Annotated in this window: 16 protein-coding genes; 8 read left to right on the plus strand and 8 right to left on the minus strand. The window is 59.8% G+C overall.

The features are described from left to right. Positions 1–12: 12 nt before the first annotated feature. Complete coding sequence (locus C1X29_RS10455; protein ID WP_102686671.1) at positions 13–882, plus strand: TauD/TfdA family dioxygenase; 870 nt, start codon at positions 13–15, stop codon at positions 880–882. Between the two features lie 45 nt (positions 883–927). Here the strand turns inward: C1X29_RS10455 and C1X29_RS10460 are convergent, their stop codons facing one another. The 5 genes from C1X29_RS10460 to C1X29_RS10480 all read right to left on the minus strand — a co-directional run bounded on the left by C1X29_RS10460 (position 928) and on the right by C1X29_RS10480 (position 4,546). Continuing rightward, the gene (locus C1X29_RS10460; protein ID WP_102717386.1) at positions 928–1,617 is read right to left on the minus strand and encodes a hypothetical protein; all 690 of its coding nucleotides are present in this window, start codon (positions 1,615–1,617) and stop codon (positions 928–930) included. Then, positions 1,586–2,626: a GSCFA domain-containing protein gene (locus C1X29_RS10465; RefSeq protein ID WP_102717387.1), complete on the minus strand. Its 1,041-nt coding sequence runs from the start codon at positions 2,624–2,626 to the stop codon at positions 1,586–1,588. Before C1X29_RS10465 ends, C1X29_RS10460 begins: the two co-directional genes overlap by 32 nt. 37 nt (positions 2,627–2,663) lie before the next feature. After that, positions 2,664–3,179, minus strand: coding sequence for a GNAT family N-acetyltransferase (locus C1X29_RS10470; protein ID WP_085747531.1), 516 nt, complete (start codon positions 3,177–3,179; stop codon positions 2,664–2,666). 166 nt (positions 3,180–3,345) lie between these two features. Further along, a complete protein-coding gene (locus tag C1X29_RS10475) occupies positions 3,346–3,759 on the minus strand; it encodes a cupin domain-containing protein (RefSeq protein WP_102717388.1) in 414 nt (137 codons plus the stop codon). A 31-nt stretch (positions 3,760–3,790) separates the two neighbouring features. Further along, the gene (locus tag C1X29_RS10480) at positions 3,791–4,546 is read right to left on the minus strand and encodes an SDR family oxidoreductase (RefSeq protein ID WP_102717389.1); all 756 of its coding nucleotides are present in this window, start codon (positions 4,544–4,546) and stop codon (positions 3,791–3,793) included. A 251-nt stretch (positions 4,547–4,797) separates the two neighbouring features. On the opposite strand from C1X29_RS10480, the gene C1X29_RS10485 reads away from it, so the two are divergent. After that, a complete protein-coding gene (locus tag C1X29_RS10485; protein WP_102717439.1) occupies positions 4,798–6,366 on the plus strand; it encodes a winged helix-turn-helix domain-containing protein in 1,569 nt (522 codons plus the stop codon). 4 nt (positions 6,367–6,370) lie between these two features. On the opposite strand, the gene C1X29_RS10490 is transcribed toward C1X29_RS10485, so the two are convergent. The 3 genes from C1X29_RS10490 to C1X29_RS10500 all read right to left on the minus strand — a co-directional run bounded on the left by C1X29_RS10490 (position 6,371) and on the right by C1X29_RS10500 (position 10,556). Continuing rightward, on the minus strand, positions 6,371–7,420 hold the full coding sequence (locus C1X29_RS10490; protein WP_102686676.1) for an NAD(P)-dependent alcohol dehydrogenase: 1,050 nt from the start codon (positions 7,418–7,420) through the stop codon (positions 6,371–6,373). A 151-nt stretch (positions 7,421–7,571) separates the two neighbouring features. Further along, positions 7,572–8,420, minus strand: a complete 849-nt coding sequence (locus C1X29_RS10495) for a GyrI-like domain-containing protein (RefSeq protein WP_102686677.1) — start codon at positions 8,418–8,420, stop codon at positions 7,572–7,574. Between the two features lie 168 nt (positions 8,421–8,588). Then, positions 8,589–10,556: an alkyl/aryl-sulfatase gene (locus tag C1X29_RS10500; RefSeq protein WP_102717390.1), complete on the minus strand. Its 1,968-nt coding sequence runs from the start codon at positions 10,554–10,556 to the stop codon at positions 8,589–8,591. A 105-nt stretch (positions 10,557–10,661) separates the two neighbouring features. Here C1X29_RS10500 and C1X29_RS10505 point away from each other — a divergent pair, with 105 nt between their 5' ends. The 6 genes from C1X29_RS10505 to C1X29_RS10525 all read left to right on the plus strand — a co-directional run bounded on the left by C1X29_RS10505 (position 10,662) and on the right by C1X29_RS10525 (position 18,131). Beyond that, positions 10,662–11,585 (plus strand): LysR family transcriptional regulator, encoded by a 924-nt coding sequence (locus C1X29_RS10505; RefSeq protein ID WP_102717391.1) that lies wholly within the window; start codon positions 10,662–10,664, stop codon positions 11,583–11,585. Positions 11,586–11,865: 280 nt separating this feature from the next. Continuing rightward, positions 11,866–13,029, plus strand: coding sequence for an N-methyl-L-tryptophan oxidase (solA, locus tag C1X29_RS10510; RefSeq protein WP_173940185.1), 1,164 nt, complete (start codon positions 11,866–11,868; stop codon positions 13,027–13,029). Positions 13,030–13,201: 172 nt separating this feature from the next. Then, on the plus strand, positions 13,202–15,280 hold the full coding sequence (locus C1X29_RS10515) for an ATP-dependent endonuclease (protein ID WP_102717441.1): 2,079 nt from the start codon (positions 13,202–13,204) through the stop codon (positions 15,278–15,280). Further along, on the plus strand, positions 15,273–16,166 hold the full coding sequence (locus tag C1X29_RS29660; protein WP_256584346.1) for a UvrD-helicase domain-containing protein: 894 nt from the start codon (positions 15,273–15,275) through the stop codon (positions 16,164–16,166). The genes C1X29_RS10515 and C1X29_RS29660 overlap by 8 nt, the downstream gene beginning before the upstream one ends. An 88-nt stretch (positions 16,167–16,254) precedes the next feature. Next, the gene (locus tag C1X29_RS29665) at positions 16,255–17,028 is read left to right on the plus strand and encodes a hypothetical protein (RefSeq protein WP_256584347.1); all 774 of its coding nucleotides are present in this window, start codon (positions 16,255–16,257) and stop codon (positions 17,026–17,028) included. A 74-nt stretch (positions 17,029–17,102) separates the two neighbouring features. Beyond that, positions 17,103–18,131, plus strand: coding sequence for a DUF4238 domain-containing protein (locus C1X29_RS10525; protein ID WP_102717392.1), 1,029 nt, complete (start codon positions 17,103–17,105; stop codon positions 18,129–18,131). The last annotated feature ends 19 nt before the right edge of the window (positions 18,132–18,150 follow it).

Consider the following 18,150-nt stretch of genomic DNA (forward strand, 5'->3'; position numbering starts at 1 on the left):
AGGTGAGGGAACATGGATCAGTTGGCACTCAAGGCAATCGAGCGCATCGCCGCCGAACGGCGCGCGCCGTATCAGCACATCACGGTCGAGCGAATCACGCCGATCATCGGGGCCGAGATCGGCGGCGTCGATCTGTCGCAACCGTTGAGCGACGAGCAGCTCGCGGAAATCCGCCGGGCCTTTCTGGAGAACCACGTGGTGGTGTTCCGCGATCAACATCTGACGGTGGACGAGCACAAGGCGTTTGGCCGGTTGTTCGGTGAGTTGCGGGCGCTACCGGTGGAAGACATCGACGGCGATGACCCGGAGCTGGTGGTGATCCGCGCCAATGCGCAATCGCGCTACGTGGCCGGCGAAACCTGGCACACCGACGGCACCGCCGATCTGGCGCCGTCCATGGGCTCGATGCTGTACGTCAAGGAAACCCCGGCCATCGGCACCGGCGGCGATACGCTGTTCGCCAACATGCACCTGGCGCTGGAAATGCTGTCGCCGACGATGCAGCAGTTTCTCGGAGAACTGACAGCGATCCACGACGGCGCGATTCCGTGGAAGGGCTATGAGGCGCCGGCCAACCTGCCGAAAACCGAGCACCCGGTGGTGGTTCGCCACCCGGAAACCGGTCGCAAAACGCTGTTCGTCAATTCCGGGTTTACGTCGCACATCGTCCAGTTATCCGGCGGGGAAAGCCAGGTGCTGTTGAACATGCTGTTCGATCTGGTGGCTCGCGAACCAGTTCTGAGTTGTCGCGTGCGCTGGGCGCCGAATACCTTGGTGTTCTGGGACAACCGTTGCACCCAGCACCATGCGGTCTGGGATTATTTTCCGCACTCGCGGTATGGCGAGCGGGTGACGATTCTGGGGACGCAGCCGAAAGCTTGAATCTAAAAAAACGGCGGGAGCGGCGGTGCCGTTCCCACCGGTCATTCACAGGCCTTGTTTGAGCAGTTGCTCGACGATCAACTCGCCGAACGCCAGATTCCCGTGCAGCGGGTCATCCACTTCGCAGTACGCCGAACGCTGAAAGCCCTGCTCATCATTCGCCGCCGTGCGCACGTCGATCAGCTCGATGCCAAGTCCTTGCAGACGCTCGATCAGCAGCGCCTGCGCGGCCATGAACACTCGTGAGTCGGACAACTCTGGCACCCGTTGCGGCGGCAGCACGGCGAACACCTTGAGGTTCATCGCCCGGGCCTGTTCATAGAACGCCAGCGCAGGCCGGGACAGGGTGTCGACAATGGATTCGAACAGCGGCCCGGCGAAAAAACCTTCGTCGAATTCGCCGTCCAGGGTCTGGTAGCACGTCCAGTTCGGCGCGGTCGCGAGGTAGTGCAGGCTCAGGCCAATGGTACTCACCAGCGGCACGCCGACCTTCGCCAGTTGCGGCACTTCGAACGGCTCAAGGGCCTGGCGATACAGGCGCTCCATCTCGGCTTCCCGAAACACCACGTCATGGCGGGTCAGGCTGAAAAAGTCGACCGCAAAATCCCGGCCGGTGCCCAGCGGGCCGCCGCTGAAAGGCAGCTCGCGGGCCTGCGCCGCCTTGCCGATGACCCCGGCATGGGAGTCGCCCAGCAGCAGAAACCTAGGCGTAGTAATCGAGCACGGCGTCTTCACAGACAAGCTCCTCGCTGGACACGCAGGTGGAAGGAACGCTGGCCGGCGTGTGCACCGGTTGAACCGCATCGAGCCCGGCGAAAAACTGCTGCATGACGAACGCCACGCCTTCGGGCGTGACTTCCCGCTGGTTGGGCTGATAGAACGCGCCCTTGAACGGTGTGCCGGTGATGATTTCGTAGGAAGGGAAATAGTCGACGTCGTGCAGGTCTTCACACAGCTGCCCGGCGACGGCGCGCAGGACCGATTTGGAATAGGTGGTGGCGCTCAGCACATGCTCGCCCGTGGCGGTCGCCGTCAGGGGCACCGGTGACACGGTGAGCAGCAGGCGCAGTTGCGGGTTGATCGAACGCATCAACTCCAGCGCCCGGACCATATCGCCATAGGTGTCCATGAATCCGAAGTTGCAGAACTTGTGAAGCAGCGGATCGAAGGTGCCGCGCACGGTGCCAGGGCACACGGGGTACACCAGTCCGGTCTGGCGGTTTTGCCAGGCTTCGGTCAGGCCGAGGGTAAACACGAACATTTTGGCCTGGCGCAGGGCGGTGCGGATGGCGTCGAGGGTGGCTTCGCGCGATGCGAACAGCGCGTCCTCGCTGGCAAAACCTTCGGGCTCCACGGCGGGGCGGAACGGGTCGAAGAAACGCCCGTCATGGGCCCAGGTTTCGTCGGGGGGCAGGCTCACGCCCAAGGCCCATTCGAGCCATTGGCACAGCATCGCCGGGGTGTACAGGTTGCCGGTGCGGAACGAGAACACCCCGTAGTTGTGGGATTTCCAGTCGGCTGCGGGCAATTCGGCCGGGGCCGGTTCCGCATCCAGCCAGTTCATGCCGCGCTCCACCAGCGCACGACCGATGTGCTGGGCGAAACACGAGCCGGCGGTGACGATGGCGTCCTTGTTGCCGATCTCGAACTGCGGCGTCCACAGTTGATCGATGGTCAGCGCGGGCTTGTCAGCCACGGCGGTGCGCCAGAAAGCGCGGGGTGGCAGGCATTGATAAGGATTCACGACGAGGGCCTCCTTGGCGGTCGCTGATAAAACGGGGTCAGCTGATTTGATAGCGGTAGATCAGGTCGTCAAACCACCGATCTCCAATCTGATAGGCCTGTGGCACGCGGCGCTCGAATACAAAACCGCATTTCTCCAACACCTTGCAGGAGGCGATATTACCGTCGGTCACGGTCGACTCCAACGAGTCCAGGCCGATGGCGGCGGCATAGTCGATGATCGCCTGGCGCGACTCGGTGCCAAAGCCTTTGCCCTGATGCTCGGGCAACAGCAGGCAACCCACCTCGGCATGCCCCGGCGACAGAATGCGGAATCCGGTCACGCCCAGTTCCTGCCCGCTGGCCCTGTCGGTCACCACCAGACACAACCAGTGATCCGACTGCGGCCCCCAGGCCGGAAGCCGATGCTCGAAGCCTTTGCGCACCTGGTCCTCGGCGATTTCACCGAACACGTACTGCATGGTTTGCGGCTCGGAGTGCAGCCTGAGGAACAGCGGCCAGTCGGATTCGACCATCGTGCGCAGGTCAAGGCGTTGCGTGGCGAGTTCGAGCATCCGCTGCTCCTTGCAAGGGCGGAAAGGGAAGACGGTTTTTTACTGGGTGTGGGGCGAAAGATCAATGCTTTGATCGGGCATGTTTTGCAACGCCGACCTTGATCGCGCCCCGTAGCGGTACTCTCCGGCAGCCACGCTGCCGGAGGTGGATTGGCGTAAGGATCGGTTACGGCTTGACGGGTTTGACCAGGTCGGTCTCGCTGCTGTCGAGCACGAACACCGCCAGCAGACGGGACGGCTCAGTGGTGCTGGCATTGGCGCTCACCGCGTGGAAGTCACCCGGTAGCTCGACGAAGTTTTCCCCGGCCTTGTAGACCTTCTCCGGCCCGTCACCGACCTTGCTGCGCACGGCGCCCTCAAGCACCGTGGCGTAGATGAACGCGGACTTCGGATGAAAGTGCGCCGGCGAAGATCCACCGGGCGCGTATTCCACCAGCACGCCCCGCATGGATTTGCCCGGAACGTTGGGCAGGGCGCGGTCGAACACCACGGTGACCTTGCCCGCCTGCGGTTCGGCGGCCGAGGCAGATGAAATCGAAACGGCCGCAAACGTGGCGGCCAGCAGGATTCGGCTGAACATGGCGATACTCCTTCAAATCAGGTGGGGTGTTTCAGCGCTGGGTCGATTTCGCCAGCCAGTCTTCAAAGCGCGTCGGGCCCAGGCGCGGGTTGCTGCTGCCGGGGGTGAGCGACTGGTCGTCGAGCTCGCCGCCGAAGTAGCGGGCGTGCACGTCCGGGATCACTTTGCGGGTGTCGTGAGTGGCGCGGAAAAAACGCCGCACCAGCTCGTCGAGGGGCATGGCTTCGGGGCCGGCGATTTCCTGCGTGCCGTTGATCGGCGCTGCCAAGGCAACGTCGGTGAGGGCAGCGGCGACATCGTCGGAGGCCATGGGCTGGATCAGTGCCGGCGACAGGCGCACTTCCTCGCCGACGGTGGCGGATTGGGCGATGCCGCCGACAAATTCGAAGAATTGCGTGGCCCGCACTAGGGTGTACGGAATGCTCGAGGCCTTGATCAGGTTCTCCTGGGCGACCTTGGCGCGGAAGTAGCCGTTGGCAGGCGAGCGCTCACTGGCGACGATCGACAGCGCCACGTGATGGCGAACCCCAGCGGCGGCTTCGGCGGCGAGGAGGTTGCGAGTGGAGGTCTCGAAGAAGTCGAGTACGGCCTGGTCTTCCCACGAAGGGGCGTTGGAAACGTCGACCACCACCTGGGCGCCGTCCATCGCTTCGGCAAGGCCTTCGCGGGTGATGCTGTTGACGCCGGTGTTAGGGGAGGCGGCGCGGGCGTCGTGGCCGCGTTCGCGCAGATTGTTCACAAGTTTCGATCCGATGAGGCCGGTGCCTCCGATAACGACGATCTTCATGGCAACTCTCCACTTGCCGACGGCAACCATTGCTGTCGATGTGGGTTGAGCATGCTTGCGGCGCTCGGGCAAATCCTTGTGGTGACCTTGGATTTGTCTTGGTTTTTTGTCCAGACAGGCCAATCCGTCGGCAGATGCGTAGACCAGTGTGCAGACCGGTGCGGCGGCCCGAGGTCTGCCGTATGATCGAGCGCAAAACAATCGCCTGCCCGGACACGGCGTCGCGGGCGCCAGACCAGAGAACAGCCACCGTGCAATTTGTGTTTGAAGACTACCTGCTCGACCAGCAGCGCCGGGAACTGACCTGTCACGGGCAAGTCGTGACGGTCGGGCCGCAGGTCTTCGATCTGCTGTTGCTGCTGGTCAGCAACCGCGAGCGGGTGGTGAGCAAGGACGAACTGTTGAGCGCCGTATGGAGCGGCCGGATCGTTTCCGAATCGACCATCACCAGCCACATCAACGCCGTGCGCAAGGCCATCGGCGACACCGGCGAGCAGCAGCGCCTGGTGCGCACGGTGCCGCGCAAGGGCTATCGCTTTGTCGGTGAAATCACCTCGAGCGACAGCCCCGTCAATGCGCCCGAAGCGCCTGCGATACCCGAAGTGGCCACGACACTTGTCCTGCCGGAAAAACCTTCGATCACCGTCCTGCCCTTCCAGAACCTCAGCGGCGACCCCGAGCAGGACTATTTCGCCGACGGCATCGTCGAAGACATCATCACCGCGTTGTCGCGCCTGCGCTGGCTGTTCGTCATCGCCCGCAACTCCAGTTTCACCTACAAGGGCAGGGCGGTGGATGCGCGAGGCGTCGGTCAGGAACTGGGTGTGCGTTACGTGCTGGAAGGCAGCGTGCGCAAGAGCGGCAACAAGATCCGCATCACCGGCCAGTTGATTGATGCGTGCAGCGGCACGCACCTGTGGGCCGAGCGCTTCGAAGGCCTGCTCGACGATATTTTCGAACTCCAGGATCAAGTGGCCGAGAGCGTAGTGGGCGCCATTGCGCCGCAGCTTGAACGCGCGGAAATCGAGCGGGCCAAACGCAAGCCCACCGACAGCCTCGATGCCTATGATTACTACCTGCGGGGCACGGCCAAACTGCACATCGGCACCCAAGAGGCGATCGAGCAGGCACTGGCGTTGTTCTCCCGGGCGATTGAACTGGATCCGGAATTCGCCTCGGCGTATGGCATGGCCGCGTGGTGCCACTTCTGGCGCAAGCTCAACGGCTGGATGACCGACCGGCCCCGGGAAATCGCCGAAGGTGCGCGGCTGGCGCGAATGGGTGTGGAACTGGGGCGCGATGACGCCGTGGCGCTGACCCGCTGCGGTCATGCCCTGGCCCATCTGACCGGGGATGTCGATTGTGGCATTGCTTTGCTGGATCGGGCTCGAGTGCTCAACCCCAATCTGGCGCCGGCCTGGTATCTCGGCGGTATCCTGCGCGCCTTGGGTGGCGAAACCGAAGCCGCCATTGCCAACCTCGAGCATGCCGTGCGCCTGAGCCCGCTGGATCCGGAAATGTTCCGCATGCAGGTCGGGATGGCGCTGGCACACTTCTTTGCGGGTCGCTTCGAGCTCTCGACTTCCTGGGCCGAGAAAGCGCAGGGAAATCTTCCCAGTCTTTTGGTAGCGGCGGCCCTGATCGCCGCCAGCCACGCGCTCGGCGGGCGAACCGACAAAGCCGGGCAGGCCATGGAACGGCTGCGTCAGCTGGACCCGACATTGCGGGTGTCCAGCCTGAGCGCGTGGCTGCCCATTCAACGGCCTGAAGACGTCGCCCGGTTTGCCGAAGGTTTGCGGTTGGCGGGTTTGCCGGAGTAAGGGCTCAGCCAGCCAGCGTCGAGTTATCGATCACAAAACGATATTTCACATCACCCTGCAGCATCCGCTCGTAGGACGCGTTGATTTGGTCCGCGCGAATCAGCTCGATGTCGGAAACGATGCCGTGTTCGGCACAGAAATCCAGCATCTCCTGGGTCTCGGCAATGCCACCGATCATTGAACCGGCAATGGTCCGGCGCTTCATGATCAGGTTGAACACGTTCGGTGACGTATGCGGTGAGGCGGGCGCACCGACCAGCGTCAGGGCGCCGTCACGCTTGAGCAGCACCAGAAACGCGTCGAGATCGTGAGGCGCGGCGACGGTGTTGAGGATCAAGTCGAAGCTCTTGGTGTGCGCGGCCATTTCTTCGGCATTGCGCGATACCACGACCTCATCGGCGCCCAGTGCTTTTGCGGCTTCGCGCTTGGACTCGGAGGTGGTGAACGCCACGACGTGCGCGCCCATCGCATGGGCCAGTTTGATGCCCATGTGGCCCAGGCCACCGATACCGACCACACCGACCTTTTTGCCCGGCCCGGCGTTCCAGTGACGCAGCGGCGAGTACGTAGTGATGCCCGCACACAGCAGCGGCGCGACGGCGGCCAACTGCGCCTCAGGGTGACGGATACGCAGGACATAACGCTCATGCACCACGATGTTTTGCGAGTAGCCGCCGAGGGTCCAGCCCGGTGCGTCCGGGGTCGGGAAGTTGTAGGTGCCGATCATGCCGTCGCAGTAGTTTTCCAGACCGGTCTCGCAATCCTCGCAGTGTTTGCAGCTGTCGACGATGCAGCCGACACCCACCAGATCACCGACTTTGTAGTCGGACACATGGGCGCCGACTGCCGAAACGCGGCCGACAATCTCGTGCCCCGGCACGCAGGGGAATTGCGTCCCGGCCCATTCGGCGCGCACCTGGTGCAGGTCGGAGTGGCAGATGCCGCAGAAGGCGATGTCGATCTGCACATCATGGGCCGCCGGCGCGCGGCGATTGATCTGCATCGGCTCAAGGGGTTTATCGCCGGCGTGGGCACCGTAGGCGTGTACAAGCATGGGAACGTCCTCGAAGGATCAGTCGGACAGCCATCTTCACGTTCCGTGTCCCCATTCTGTTAGCGCATTTCTCCGGATTGCTTGCCTGATTCTGTTCGCAGTCGTGCGCATTTGCCCGACCTGCTGCACGAGCAGATCGGGCATGAGCAGGCTAGCGCAGCGGCACGTAGATATCCGTTTGCCACTGATCTTTCGGGGTCTCGGGGCTGATGCTCAAGTATTCGAAAAACAGTGGGTGATCACGCAATTCTTCGCCGCTGGCCGGTAACCAGTCACGGTAGATCGGGTAGATGGTTTCGCCGATGTGATCGGTGGAGCCCACATGACGGACGACGGCGCAGCGACCGGCGGGAATGATCAGTTCGCCGACATTGAATGCATTGGGCGCCACGGTGTCGTGAATCTCACCGCAAATCGCGAAATGAAAGTCTTGCGCTGGTGTCGTGTCGGGATTGCCATAGGGAATCCCGAACGTGCGGCTCGACGCCACGGGTGACTGGCCACTTTGCTGGCGCCACCGGATGAACGTTTGCACGCTTTGATTGAGAAGCCCTGGCGGGCCGCGGTGTTCGAGTGCGGCGACGCGAACTTCGGGGAAGTCGACAATTCGTACCTGCATGGCAATGCTCCTTGAGAAATGCGGAATGGCAAAGACCGAATGCCAGACCTTCCAGTCCGGTGCCTTGCGAAAGGCCCCGGGCGAGAGGCCGAGGGCTCGCTTGAATGCCCTCGAAAACGCCTCGGGACTCTCGAAGCCCGTATCCAGCGCGGCGTCCATCACCGAGAGGTGAGGCAGGGCGATCAAGCGGTGCGCCGCACGACGCAGGCGCATCAACTGCACATAACGAGAAACGGGCACGCCGACGAATACCGTAAATTGCCTGTGAAAGTGGAACTCGGAAAAGTTCGCAACCTGACTTAACGCCTTCACCGACAGGTCGCCTTCAAGGTTGGCGTCGATGTAGGCGAGTACCGCCGTGAAGCGTCTCGCGTAGGCCATTTGAGTCGGAGTGTCGGGCACGGTGTGGAAGTCCTGGAAATTCGGTCGGCCTTAGCATCGACGATCGCGGCCTGAATGCGCCTAGCCGTATTTGCTCAAGGCAGAAAGTCGGTGCTGACACACTGCACCGACTGGCCGAATCATTACACTCGCACGGTGCGTTGTGAATCAGTCGCGCGCCCGCGCAACAATCGCAAAATTCCCCGGCGCCTTTTCCAGCAGCCCCAGAAACCTCACGAGATCGACCTTGCTGCCTTCCACCTTCAGATCATCGGAGGTAAGCGTTTCCTTCAGCCCGGCGGTGCCCCCCAGCAACTGGACGAACAGGTCCTTGGTGACAGTCAGCGTTGCGTTGGCATTCTCTGCCGTCGGGCCTTTTCGATAGTGCAGCACGGCGTTCTCGATCCACAGCACGAACGATTCATTCGTATCGGTCAGCACCAGATTGAACGTCCAGTTCTTGCCATCCGCCGCCGGCCCGTCGAGGCTTGCGGCCATGGCTTCGAGGAAGCGCTCAGTGGGCGTCTGCTTCATCAGTTCGATCAGGTCGGAGCGTTTGACGCCCTTGGCTGGCGGGCCGTTGCGCAGCTCCATGGCCGCGGTCAGGTAGCTGTTGCGCCAGGTCGCCGATTCCGCCTGATAGCCCATCTGTTCGTACGCGCGGGCCAGCAGTTCTTTGGCGGCCGTGTCGTCGGGGTTGGCGAGCACGGCCTGATCCAGCAGCTCGGCGACCCAGCGGTATTCGCCCTTGTCATAGGCCTCGCGCGCGGCCTCGACCACCTTGGCATTGCCTCCCATCAATTCGACGTAGCGCTTTGCCGATTCCTTGGGCACCAGCGGATTCAAGTGCGCGGGGTTGCCATCGTAGGCGCCCAGGTACAGCTGGTAGATCGCCTTGACGTTATGGCGCAGGTCGCCGTAATAACCACGGGTGCCGAAGTACGACGCCAGCGAATCCGGCAGCTGGATCTTGTCGGCGATCTCGTTGGGGGTGTAGCCGGCGTTCATCAGGCGCACGGTCTGGTCGTGCAGGTATTTGTAGACGTCGCGGTGTTTGGTGATGAATTCGCGGATCCGCTCGTTGCCCCAGATCGGCCAGTTGTGCTGACCGAAATAGAACTCAGTGTCGCCCAATTCGTCGAGGGCGATTTGCGTGTATTCGGACCAGCGCAGCGCATCGCGCACCTTGGCGCCACGGATCGGCAAGAGGTTGTGCATGGTCTGCGCCAGCAGCTCCGCACCGCCATACGCCTTGAGCGCGGGGATCGAAAAGGTCAGCTCGGCCGGGGCTTCCGCGCCGGGCATGTTGTGGAACACGAAGCTGACGCCGTCGAGCACCAGCGGCTGGATCGGCTGGTCGATGATCTGCGTCGGCGGCAGGATGCCCATGCTGCCGTAGGCGACGTTTTTGCCCAGACCGGTGTCGACGATGCCGGTGGCGCCCGGCGTCAGGTTCTTGCCGAACTGATACATCGAACGCCGCGCCATCGCCGGGCCCGCCAGGATGTTTTCGCTGGTGGCTTCCTCCATGAACCCGGCAGGCGCGACGATGGGAATATTGCGCTGGGCGACTTCGCTGCTTGAGGTGATGCCCAGCACACCGCCGAAATGGTCGGCATGGTCGTGGGTGAAAATGATCGCGGTGACGGGCTTGTTGCCCAGATGCTCGCGCGCAAATGCCAACGCCGCTGCGGCAGATTCACGGGAGGTCAGCGGGTCGACCACGATCCAGCCGGTCTGCCCGTCGATCAGCGTCATGTTGGCGATGTCAAAACCGCGCAACTGGTAAATCCCGTCGCGGACCTTGAACAGACCGATCTGTGCGTTGAGCATCGCGTGGCGCCACAGGCTCGGGTTGACGGTGGCCGGCGCCTGGCCTTCGACGAAGCGGTACGCGTCGAAATCGATCAGGACATTGCCGTCGGAGCCGAGGATCTTGCCGGTGGGTCGGGCGATGAAACCGCGTTGGGCATCTTCCATGTCGCGGTTGTCGCTGAGGTCCAGGCCCTTGATCGACGCCTGGATCACCGCTGCCGTGGCGGGCGTGGCGTCGCCGGCCACGACGTTGGGTTTGTTGTCGCAGCCGCCGAGGGACACCAGCGTGAGGGCGATGATCGTGTAGAGGGTCGGTTTCATTCTTGTTGTTCTCCGAGGGTCGAATGCGCTCCAGCCTAGGGGCAGGGCGGTGATGTATCCAATGCATTGTTTACATCCGGATAATGCGTCGCTAGCATCGGGTGAATGGACCTCAAACGACTGTCACACCTTCTCGCGCTGGCCGATGAACGCCATTTCGGTCGCGCCGCCGAGCGCGTTCACCTCAGCCAACCGGCCCTGAGCCGCAGCATTCAGGCGCTGGAAAGCGAAACCGGGCAGCGCCTGTTCGATCGCGACACCGGCGACGTCCGCCCGACGCCGGCGGGGGAGTTTCTGATCGAGCGAGCGCGGCGGCTCCTGTTCGATGCCCGGTCGCTGGAGCGGGACATGGCGCTCTACAGCGATCGCCAACTGGGCAGCCTCGCCTTTGGCGTCGGCCCGTTCCCGGCGGCCATGTTGATGCATCAAGTCGTGCCGCGACTGCGCCTGGATCACCCGGCGGTCACCCTGCGTGTTGAAGTGAACAACTGGCAGATTCTCGAAGCGCGGCTGCGCGCTGAAGGGATCGAATTCTTTGTTGCCGATATCCGTAACTTCACCGCGGAATCCGATCTTTTGATCCGCTCGCTGGGCCAGGTTTCGGCAGGCTTCTTCGTGCGTCCGGAGCATCCGCTGGCCGGGCGTAAAGTGGCGATGGGCGAGCTGGAAGGCTATGGCATCGCCACGACGCGCTTGCCCGAAGTCGTGAAACTCGAGACCGCCCGAACCCTCGGCATCTCCACCCGCCATGCGCTGCCCATCGTGCTGGAGTGCGACGACGTGGCCCTGCTCAAAACCGTCGCTGGTTCAACCGACACCATCCTCGGCGTCATTCATGGCGCCGTGGCTGAAGACATTCGGGTGGGGCGTTTGATCGAGCTTCATGTTGTGGACAGGCCGGAATTTCATTCTGAAATCGGGGTGGTGAGTTTGCAGGGTAGAAGCCTGTCACCGACGGCTTTGTGTGTGATCGAGGCGGTTGTTGCCGAGATGCAATCCGTTCACGTCGAACAATCCCCACCTCTTTAGAGATACGTCCTACAGCCACGATTTTCCTGCTTCGTTAACGTCGTGCGGCCTCTTGCGAGGGGATGCCGATGCATGAACGAAAGGACAATCAGTGGCTGGTCAAAAGGACATTCCCCGGGTTCCCAACCTCAAATTTCGTTTGATTACAGTTAGTACCGACAGACAACCTGATTGAATTAGCCCGGCTCCCGCATTTTTGCCTGAGCGCGGCTTTCAGCGGATTGTTTTCTATCGCCTGATCCGCTTCACTGTGGCTCTTTTGCCTGAGCGGAAATCAATCATGGAACGATGCGAAGCACTGGTCATCGGCCTCGGCGCCATGGGCGCGGCCACGGTGTATCAACTGGCGAAGGCCGGGGTCAACGTGGTCGGCATCGACCGTCACCATCCGCCGCACACATTCGGCTCCAGCCATGGCGACACCCGCATCACCCGGCTGTCCGTGGGCGAGGGCGCGCAGTACGTGCCCATCGTGCGCAACTCCCACCGCATCTGGCGCGAGCTGGAAGCGCTGTCGGGCGAGTCCCTGTTCGAACAGTCCGGCCTGCTGGTGCTGACCTCGAGCCCCGACTTCGACCCCACCGACGAAACCGACTTCACCCTGCGCACCATCGCCCTGGCACAGACCTACGGCATCGAACACGAAGTCCTCGACGCTGCCCAGATCCGCCAGCGCTTTCCGCAGTTTGCCCAGGTGCGCGACGACGCCATTGGCTACTTCGAGCCCGAAGGCGGTTTTGTTCGGCCCGAACGCTGCATCGACGTGCAACTCAGATTGGCCGAACAACACGGCGCCACGCTGTACAAGGGCGAGACCGTGACCCACATCAGCTCGGACGAGCAGGGCGTCACAGTCACCACCGACCAGCGCACCGTGCGGGCGAACAAACTGGTGGTCACCGCCGGCAACTGGGCGGGCGGTTTGCTGGGCGCGCCGTTCGACAAACTGCTCAGCGTCTATCGGCAAAAACTGTTCTGGTTCGAAACCGAGCCTGACGCCGGACTGGTCGGCCACTCGCCCACGTTCATCTTCACCCACGGCCCGGACGACGATTTCTACGGCTTTCCCGCATTGCCGGAGGAGGGCAGTTTGAAGGTGGCGACGGCGCAATATCACAGCACGTCCACGCCTGAAACTCTGGATCGCACAGTCTCGGCCGAGGAAGAGCGCGAGATGTACGAACAGCAGGTGCAGGGGCGGATCGCCGGGCTGACGGATCGGGTAGTGAAGTCAGCGGTTTGCGCCTACACCGTTACGCCGGATCGGCATTTCATCATTGATGAGCATCCACGGTTGCAGCATACGTTGGTGGTGTCGGCGTGCTCCGGGCACGGGTTCAAACACTCGGCGGCGCTGGGGGAGGCGTTTGCGCAGTGGTGTTTGCGGGGGGAGAGTGAGCTGGATCTTTCGTTGTTTTGGGTGGGGCGGTTTGAGTGGGAGTGACGGTGCTTGCGCGTGAATGCTATCGGCCAAAAGCCCCCGGCCGCGTCTGACCACTATCGAGCCAAACCTATCGGTCGCGGACAGCGAGTGCTTTGAGGAGAATTGTCCCTGCATTGACTACTCCAATTCAGCATCTACAGTGATGGCTATACGATTTCACGGTAGGGACATCATGCAGATCGAGCGCGTTGAGATTCAAAATTTCAGACTGCTTCAGAACGTCGGCCTTGGCCTAGAAGACGGCACGACGCTGATCGTAGGACGCAACAACTGCGGCAAAACCTCCATCGCTGAGGTGTTCCGCCGGCTCCTTTCAGACCGGACTCCCTCATTCAGACTTGAGGATTTCTCCCTAGGTAGTCACGAAGAGTTTTGGACGGCATTCAATGCGTTTCACGACGGAATAGCTCGCTCCGACGTTGCTGCCATGCTTCCCGTTGTCAGGGTCACATTGGACATTTCCTATGACGTAGATGACCCAGACCTGGGGCCGCTCAGCGAATGCATAGTAGACCTAGATCCAGATTGTTGTTGTGCGCGCATCGTCTTGACGTATGGACCGCGTGCGACAGGCCTTGATTCGCTTTTCGCGGAAATGAATGTCCCAGACGCTGAGCAGGAGGATCTACGTCCTAGCTTCTTCAGCCTGATCAAGAAACGTTTGGCGTCGGCCTACGAGCCCCGTCTGGAAGCGGTTGACCCCAACGATCCTACGAACCGAAAGGACCTCGATCTAAAATCACTCACTACGTTAATCCGCGGCGGATTCATCAATGCACAACGGGGCCTAGATGACGATACACACAGAGAGCGCGATGTTCTTGGGAAGGTGGTGGAGGTGCTGTTCCAATCGGCATTGACTGACCCCACAGATCCCGAGAAACGAACCACAGCCGAACAGCTCCATGGAGCGGTGGAGAAAATTCAAAAGGAATTGCATGACGGTTTCAACGCGGGACTGACTTCACTGCTCCCAACATTCGAGCTTTTCGGTTACCCCGGGCTAGATGACCCAGGCCTCACCACTGTGACGACCTTCGATGTCGAGCGCCTGCTCAAAGATCACACGCAGGTTAGATACCGGGGTGTAAACGGCCTGACTCTTCCGGAAAGCTACAATGGACTCGGCGTCCGCAACCTGGTGTACATACTTCTGCAATTACTGAAATTCTTCAGGGAATTCCAAGCTACACCGGCAGCAGCAAGCGTACACCTCATCTTCATTGAAGAGCCTGAAGCTCATTTGCATCCGCAAATGCAGGAGGTCTTCATCCGACAATTGCATCTGATCAAGGGCGCGTTCGAGCAGCAACTGAATGACAGCCGTCCTTGGCCAGTGCAGTTTGTAATTTCCACCCACTCGCCACACATGGCCAACGAAGCGCGCTTCGAAACCATGCGTTACTTTCTCTCGGTGACCGACGAAAACGGGATCCGGCAGTCCAAGATCAAAGACCTGAGGCAGGGTATGGGCGGGGCTCCCGCACCGGATAGAGATTTTCTATATCAGTACCTGACGCTCACCCGCTGCGACCTATTCTTTGCAGACAAAGCCATCTTGATCGAGGGGACATCAGAGCGCTTGCTGCTGCCAACCATGATCGCCAAAACTGACGCAGCGGCGGTCGGTGAACCTCAGCTGGCAAGTCAGTACTTGACGGTTATGGAAGTTGGCGGCGCGTATGCACACCGGTTCCATGATCTGCTTACTTTCTTGGAACTGCGTACGCTGATCGTAACTGACATTGATTCCGTTAAGCCGAACGCAGATAGAAAACGAAAAGCTTGTCCTGTTGCAGAGGGGCTGTACACGAGCAATGCCTGCCTCAAAGACTGGTTTGAGGCCGAAGTCACTCCTGCCCAACTGCTGGCGAAAACACCAGCAGAGAAGACCAGAGGGTTAACGCGTCTCGCCTACCAAATTCCGGAAGGGGTTGATCCAGGGCCATCAGGCAGAAGCTTTGAGGACGCATTTATTCTGGCGAACCTGAATCGCTTTGAGCTAGGACAGGGTGATGTTGCCACCCTAGCTTACGAGCACGCAGCAGATCAGAAAAAGTCAGCCTTCGCATTGAACTACGCAATCGATGATACGAACTGGAGCGTACCTAAATACATTGCTGAGGGATTGCGTTGGCTCGCAGTTGGGGCGCCGGACGTCGATGCCAAAATGGTTGCTCGGGCCATGGCAGCAGTGGTTGAAGCTGCTGGCGAGGCAGTGGTCGCTGAAGGGGAGCAAGGCGATGCCTAACAATCACGAAAGCCCGGCGGACAGAGCCGGGCGGGAAGCGTTGGAGCGTATGTTCGCCTGTTTGGAAGAAGGTCAAAGCTTTCGCCTGGAAGCAGGTGCTGGAGCTGGTAAGACGTACTCACTCGAGAAGGCTCTGAGCCGATTGATTGAGCAAAGAGGTCAGGCATTGATCCGGGAGCGTCAGCAAATCGCGTGTATCACTTACACCAATGTGGCAAAAGACGAGATCATCTCTCGGTTCCAGGCGCACCCTGCGATCCGCGCCGAGACCGTGCATGGTTTCTGTTGGTCATTGCTCCGAGATTTTCAAACATCACTGAGAGAATTCCTTGGTGCTGAATCTTTTTGGCGAGAGCGTCTTGAAACAGTTGGTGGCGTAGGCAATAGGCGCATCCATTACGAAATGGGTATTCCACGCGTATCCGAGGACGAGGTCTCGATTCGACATGAAGATGTCCTGACCTTGATGGTTAAGGCGCTTCCGTCTCCGAAGTTCAGAGCCGTATTGACCTCCCGATATCCGATCCTGTTTGTCGACGAGTATCAGGACACGGATGAACACTTTGTCGGAGCACTGAAATCGTGGTTTTTAGATCGTGGTGAGGGGCCGATGATTGGTCTATTTGGTGACCATTGGCAAAAGATTTACGATGAGGGCTGCGGGCTGGTAGAGCATGAGGCACTCCAGCCGATCGAAAAAAATGCGAATTTTCGCTCAGCATCGCGGATTGTCGATGTGTTGAATCAGATGCGACCAGGTTTGCGGCAGGAAGTTAGAGATCCGGACTTGATCGGTGAAGCTCGGGTGTTCCATACCAATCGCTGGCCTGGAGCAAGGCGCACAGGAGTCGGGGGGGGGGCACTGGACTGGCGACACCAGTCCTGAAGCAGCTCGTGCTTACTTCGAATGCTTGAAAGCTCAGCTAAACGTCGAAGGATGGGACCTCTCTCCCCAGAAGACCAAGATTCTGATTTTGAACCACAAGGGTATTGCTCGTGAGCAGGGGTATTCCTCGATCCCTCCAATTTTTGGACAGTTCAACGATCAGTGGCTGAAGAAGGAAGATCCGCACATCAAGTATCTTGCAGATCAGCTTGAGCCAGCATGTGCCGCATATCAACAGCGTAGATACGGCGCCATGTTTGGGCACCTGGCAAGTGATCGACCAACGATTCGAAGGCACAGCGACAAAGTCGCTTGGACTGAGGCAATGGATACGCTCCTCGAACTGAGGTTGTCGGGTACCATCGGCGAGGTGATTGACCACATCATAGCCGTACCGCAGATGCAACTTCCCAATGCGGTGCTACGAAATGAGCAAGGGTTACAGGCCGCCGGTGTTGAACCATGTGAGGACGAGCCACGCAGGATTACTCAGCTTCGAAAGCTAAGGGGCGTTCCTTATTCGGAGCTGATAGCGCTAGACCAATTCATTGATGGGCATACGCCGTTCGCGACAAAACACGGGGTAAAGGGAGCCGAATTCGAAAACGTGATCGTTGTACTGGGCCGCGGCTGGAACCAATATAATTTTGCTGAAATGCTCGAGTGGTTTCAGCCGGGGCCACCGGCGAATAGGCGCGAAAAATTCGAAAGCAATCGGAATCTCTTCTACGTTGCGTGCTCTCGTCCCAAGGTCCGTTTGGCTCTGCTTTTCACTCAACTGTTGAGCCAGGCAGCTCTAGCTCAGATCACCGCGTGGTTCGGCGCTGAGCATGTACTTGAGTTGCCTGCTGACCCTGGGTGAGAATTTTCGTGCTGCTCTTATGGTGTAGGTTGGTCGGTGCATGTCAAATCCAAAAATGGGGATAAAGCGCCACGATGGAAGGTATCAAAAAAGATAACCACTATGTACCTCAGGCCTACCTAAGGCAGTGGGTGGTCAATGGAAAAATTCTCACGTATAGGCTCCTAGTGCCACATGAGAAGTGCGAGCATTGGAAGTCTCATTCCCCCAAAGGTATTGCTAAGCACCAGCACCTTTATACCTATTTCTCAGGCTCTAAGGACAGCGATGAGATTGAGCGTTGGCTTGATCGCGAATTTGAGCAACCTGCATCGGTTTCGATAACAAAGGTAGTGAAAGAAACGCAATTGAGTGTCGAAGATTGGAACAATTTGTTCCGTTTCGCGGTAGCGCAGTCGATTAGGACGCCTACAGGCATGCACAGCTTCATGAAGCGCCAGAACGAAACGCTTGAGGCTCTTTTGTCTGAATCGATGGTGGAGTCGGTTGCCAAAGTTGAAGCAGCTTTGGCTTCTGGTATCAAAATTGAGCCCGCACCAGCTGTAGACCCATATAGCAAGCTCCCCCTTAAGCTCCATCGCGTGAAAAATGAGGATGGCTCAGAAGGTATCGAAGCACGGGTACTGAACGGGCGGAAGTTTTGGATTTGGCAACTCGAACACATCCTCAAAAACACAATCCATCGTATGCCAACTCATCGATGGACCATTCTCCACGCCCCCACTGGAGTCACTTGGCCAACAACTGATAATCCGTTCACAAGGATGGGAGTAGGGGCGAATGGAGAGCTGAGCCTAGAAGGCGGCTGGGGGGTAAAAGGAACAAGACTTTTTCTTCCTCTAAGCCCCAAGCACCTCCTATTTGCTTGTGTCGGCCAGCGCCCCCCTCCACGAGGCAGTACGGTTAGTCTCTCCGACGCCGCATTTTTTCGTACGATGATCATCAATGGCGCCAGCCGCTACATATTTGCGACGGATACACAGGATATCGTTGAGTTCAGGCCACGCATCGTCTCGCGTGAGCTATTTGATGCAGAGGCTAAGCAGTGGTCGGATTGGCACGCAATCCAATCAGAAGAGGAAGCACAGTATCCCAACCTTTAACTTATTTTGCCTTCGAGGC

Origin of the sequence: Pseudomonas sp. GW456-12-10-14-LB2 (genome assembly GCF_002884345.1) — a bacterium.
Lineage (GTDB): Bacteria > Pseudomonadota > Gammaproteobacteria > Pseudomonadales > Pseudomonadaceae > Aquipseudomonas > Aquipseudomonas paraglycinae.